Origin of the sequence: Streptococcus sp. HMSC068F04, assembly GCF_001837455.1 — a bacterium.
Classification (GTDB): domain Bacteria; phylum Bacillota; class Bacilli; order Lactobacillales; family Streptococcaceae; genus Streptococcus; species Streptococcus salivarius_D.
This window is the reverse complement of the sequence record NZ_KV832523.1, coordinates 1-4,261: the sequence shown is the minus strand read 5'-3', so window position 1 is coordinate 4,261 and position 4,261 is coordinate 1. Positions and strand designations below refer to the sequence as shown.

The window sequence follows — 4,261 nt, the reverse complement described above, 5'->3', positions numbered from 1 at the left end:
AGCTGGCGTTGTGCTTACTGCAGGAGCTTCGCTAGTAGCTGGCGTTGTGCTTACTGCAGGTGTTTCACTTACTGAATTAGGGTTAGTTCTATAATAACGATAATATAGGGCATCATCCTCATAGTTGGCATGGCCAAATAATCCTGGTTCTTCCGTTGTGATAACATCGCCAACGGAGTAGTTTTTACCATTAGATCCAGTAATTGTGTAGTATGGGTACCCTTCCAGCTCGTCAGCTGGCATTACAGTATATCCTTTAGGGGTAACTACATCACCAGTGAGCCAGCTGCGTTTAGGGTCATCTGCTACTGAATAATTAAGGTATAACATGCGATTAAGACTTGGATCGTTATCAGATATTGGATTTTCACTAGTAGCCGGCGTTGTGCTGACCGCAGGAGCTTCACTAGTAGCCGGCGTTGTGCTAACAGCAGGAGCTTCACTTGTATTATCAGAGTTTTGAGGATGATAGTAGTAATATAGTCTATTATCTTCCTCGTCCTTGTGATTTAGGAAAGGTTCGTTTATTGTTATAACATCACCAACATTGTAATGTTTGCCGGTGATATCAAAAATATCATAACTTCCAGGACCGAAGGGCTCCTCTCCCACAATGTATGGTTTGCTAACTGTAGTCACTCGACCTGACATAGCACCGCTATTGGGGTCATCGGGATATTCTGCAAAATAAGCGTAGAACATACGATAATCTTCATAGTTAGCATCACTAGCTGTTTCTTCAGCATACACCTTTGTAGACGACTGTCCGAATTGAGCCTGCACAGCAGTTGTAAGAGTAACCGCAGCAACTAAAACAATTCCATATTTAGACAACTTTTTAATAGTCAAAATAAACCTCCAGAGCAACATTATAAAATTTTTAGAAAATAAGTTCTCACTTGTAATATATCAGAAAAATAAATAAAGTCAAGGTTTTTTTAAAAGAAATCTTGACTTTTACCTCATCTGCCATTATCAGTCTACGTTATCTCGGTGACTTTACACACTAGTTAGCCACAATAACAGAATAGTTATTTGAAAAGGTGAGGAAAAGGGCGTTATTATTATCGCTCTATTTGAGAAACCTTATATTGAGTGTCATTTAGAGATTAGGGAGAGATGTTTCGAAGCAAGTGATTCAGATAAAGCATTCTTCTTAACAACTCATAATAAGGTGCCTGCAAGACTTGGAACACGTTCTGTTGAGCTTTTGGTGAAGAAGTTATCTACCGCTTATGGTAAGCCTACTACTCCTCACAAACTACGACATACACTTGCGACACGTCTATATGGGCAAACAAAAGACAGCCTCCTAGTCTCCCAACAATTGGGACACAGGGGGACTGCAATGATAGAGCTATATGCACACGTAGCTGCAGAGACGACTAAAGAAGCATTATTTTCCAATGCGTATATTCATTAAGTAAATCAGCCTCAAGGTAGAAAAAATGCTAACTAGTAGGTTAAAATTACTAGTTAGCATTCTTCATTCTTATTTCCTCAATTAAACAAATTGTTATAAATAACCAATCTGTTTAATCATTTCACATGTTAGGCAGCATTTAGGTTATCACTATTAAAATCTACTAAGTTCTTCCACACAAGTGAATTATAATCAATTTCTTCAGAGTGAATGTAATTTTGATCTAATTCGTCTAGCGTGTAATGTTCAGTATTTGAAAGATTATAATAATTTTCCAGACCATTTTCACGATTGCTTTGGAAATATCCTAGTAGATAGGTCACTGCTTTATCTTTGTTAATTTTATAGTAGGCAATAGTTCTTTGATTTGCTCTCTTATTGGTGGTGTATTGTAATTCAGGATCAGGTGCATAGTATCGGATGGTACCATCTTTATAAATCTTGATTCCACCATCAGTTCTACTATATTTTACCTGTCCTGTTTCTTTGTCATAGAAATAGTAAACTGGAGTTATAGGGTTCACAGAAATAGCTAATGGCGGCTGGATAAATTCTAGATAAGTAATATTACCTTTTCCATATGTTCCTGACGCAGACTCTTGTCTAGTTTGTACAGTACTGGTTACGATATACAAGATTATATCAGACGATTTAAAAATTAATTCCGGTGTTCCATTTCCATCAATATCATAGAAAGCATATTGAACAGGAGAATTAATTAAAGGTTTTAGATTGTCTGCTAAACTACCAACACCAGTTCGTTGACTATCTCTTTCGTTTTGTGATAAATCTTCTAATAAATACTTATATCCTAACCATTTTGTAAGATCAACTGTCTTAGAAAGATATGGTGTGAAGGTTTTATCAGCGTAATAGTCTCTCAAAATATTTTGAGGATATTTGCTAAAGTCCACTTCTGGGGATTTAATATACTTGGTATTTAAATCTGCTAAACTAATATGTTCATCAATATTGTTAACATTATAGAAGTATGCAAAATCTGTGGTCCAACTACTCTCATAATTTTGTTCATCAGTAAATGGACCCATTCCTTTTCTTATAATCTCATAATGTTTTTTATCTATTTTATCGTCAGAATTTTTCTCATAATAAATTTTTATTGTACCATCTTGATATATAGTCATTTTTTGATCTTTGGCACTATCCCATACATCGGCTATATCAGCAACCCTAACCACATCCGGGTGTTGGTTTTGATTGTTCCAACCGGTCCAAGTCCAGACTGTCATAGGATGGTTATCTGCTAAAAAGATAAGCTCTGGCAGACCATCATGATCTATGTCATACAGGGTATAAGTAACTGGTCGTCCAACATACCTTGTAAACAAGGCCTCACGTCCTGAATAATCAGCAGTATTTTTAAGTAACCTCTTGTAAAATGGATAATCTTTTAAACTATAGGGAAGAGTATTCGAAGAAGTTGATTCGCCCTCTATATTATTATCAATATTGTGATGATGGCTTGCTTCGGTAGCTTTTGAGCTATATTCCCCTTTACTTATTGGAATCTCAAAGAAACGTTTGTTTGAGATGAATTTTCCGCTTCCCTTATAAATCCAGGCATCTATATTATATCCCATAGTATAGTCCCCAAATAAGAGAACTTTTCCACTAGCATTATCAAGAATTGGATTTTCTGTGTTTTTTTGTGTTACAGAAGCATGAAACTGTCCTTCCAGACCTAAACCTACAGAAGTATCGAATGAAACTATTGATAAATTCAGGAATCTTGGACGTATTATAGTTTTAGGTCCAATCTTTAACAAAGCATTCATATCCACATCAAGTTTGTTACTAAGACTGATGTTTGGAACATAGTAAGGGTTCTTATCTTTTAGACCAATTTCTGCGGATACTCCAAAGTTAGATTTTGTTTTTATATCTAAAGAACCACTAGCATTGACAAAAAGGTAAAGCTCAGTTTGTATATTTACTCCGGTTTGAGAGGTAAATACTAGCTCACCAACTTTAACTTCCTCATTAATTGTAGCTTTTGCATTATATTTAGAAGACAACTCGATGTCTAATGCTGGCTTCACATATAACTTATTATTTACAAGTTGAATATCAGCTTCAACACTACCTTTTATAATGAGGTCGACATCTATTCCAGAAATCTTAGTATGTAATTTTTTAGTTGCAGAAATTGAAGCTGAACGATTCCATTGGTCAGATTCCTCTTCAGTAACTGTAACGCCTTCTGCTGGTTTAAATGTTGCCTGATCTACATCAAATTTTTCATGATATGAAATATTCTTTGTAACTTCGTCGAGTTTAGCATCTGTCACAACTATCTCAGTCTTACCATTAACAATATTTGAAGAGACAACTTTGAAAGCAAAACCACTAGGATAAGTTCCATTTGCTGGTAGTACAATAATATCACCAGAATTTAGTTTCCGTTCTTCTGTTAAAGTTACATGGTGTTCTTTGTCAGATACCGTATAATCGACAATAGTATCAAATTCGGCAACTGAGGGTTGAAGAATTACTTCTCCTGAATCAATAATTGTTTGTTTTCCTGCTGAAAAACGACCTAAAATATTTTCAACTTGAAGGTTATTAGTAGCATTTGCTGTGATTTTCGCCTTAAAGTCTTTTGCAGCTAATGTATAGGTAAGTCCTTTTATCAAGTGTGTGTAGAAATATCCATCATTTTCTGTTTCCACAGTTTGAAGTGCTATGTTGGGAGCAGAAATAGAGATGTTAGTTTCTTCTAATGCTTTGTTTGTAGAACCTGAGATTGCATATCCCGAAATCAGTATTTCTTCCGGTGGCGTTAATCTAGGTGTAGTTGTAGTGTTCTCACTGACAGTA

Annotated in this window: 3 protein-coding genes; 1 reads left to right on the top strand and 2 read right to left on the bottom strand. The window is 35.6% G+C overall.

What is annotated here, in order from left to right:
* Window positions 1–849: hypothetical protein (locus tag HMPREF2571_RS08430; protein ID WP_141760074.1), on the bottom strand; the 849-nt coding region annotated here is incomplete at its 3' end.
* Window positions 850–1,060: 211 nt separating this feature from the next.
* On the opposite strand from HMPREF2571_RS08430, the gene HMPREF2571_RS10410 reads away from it, so the two are divergent.
* Complete coding sequence (locus HMPREF2571_RS10410) at window positions 1,061–1,423, top strand: tyrosine-type recombinase/integrase (RefSeq protein WP_371106577.1); 363 nt, start codon at window positions 1,061–1,063, stop codon at window positions 1,421–1,423.
* Window positions 1,424–1,551: 128 nt separating this feature from the next.
* Here HMPREF2571_RS10410 and HMPREF2571_RS10705 read toward each other — a convergent pair whose 3' ends face one another.
* A complete protein-coding gene (locus HMPREF2571_RS10705; RefSeq protein WP_218117678.1) occupies window positions 1,552–4,113 on the bottom strand; it encodes a hypothetical protein in 2,562 nt (853 codons plus the stop codon).
* Window positions 4,114–4,261: the final 148 nt, after the last annotated feature.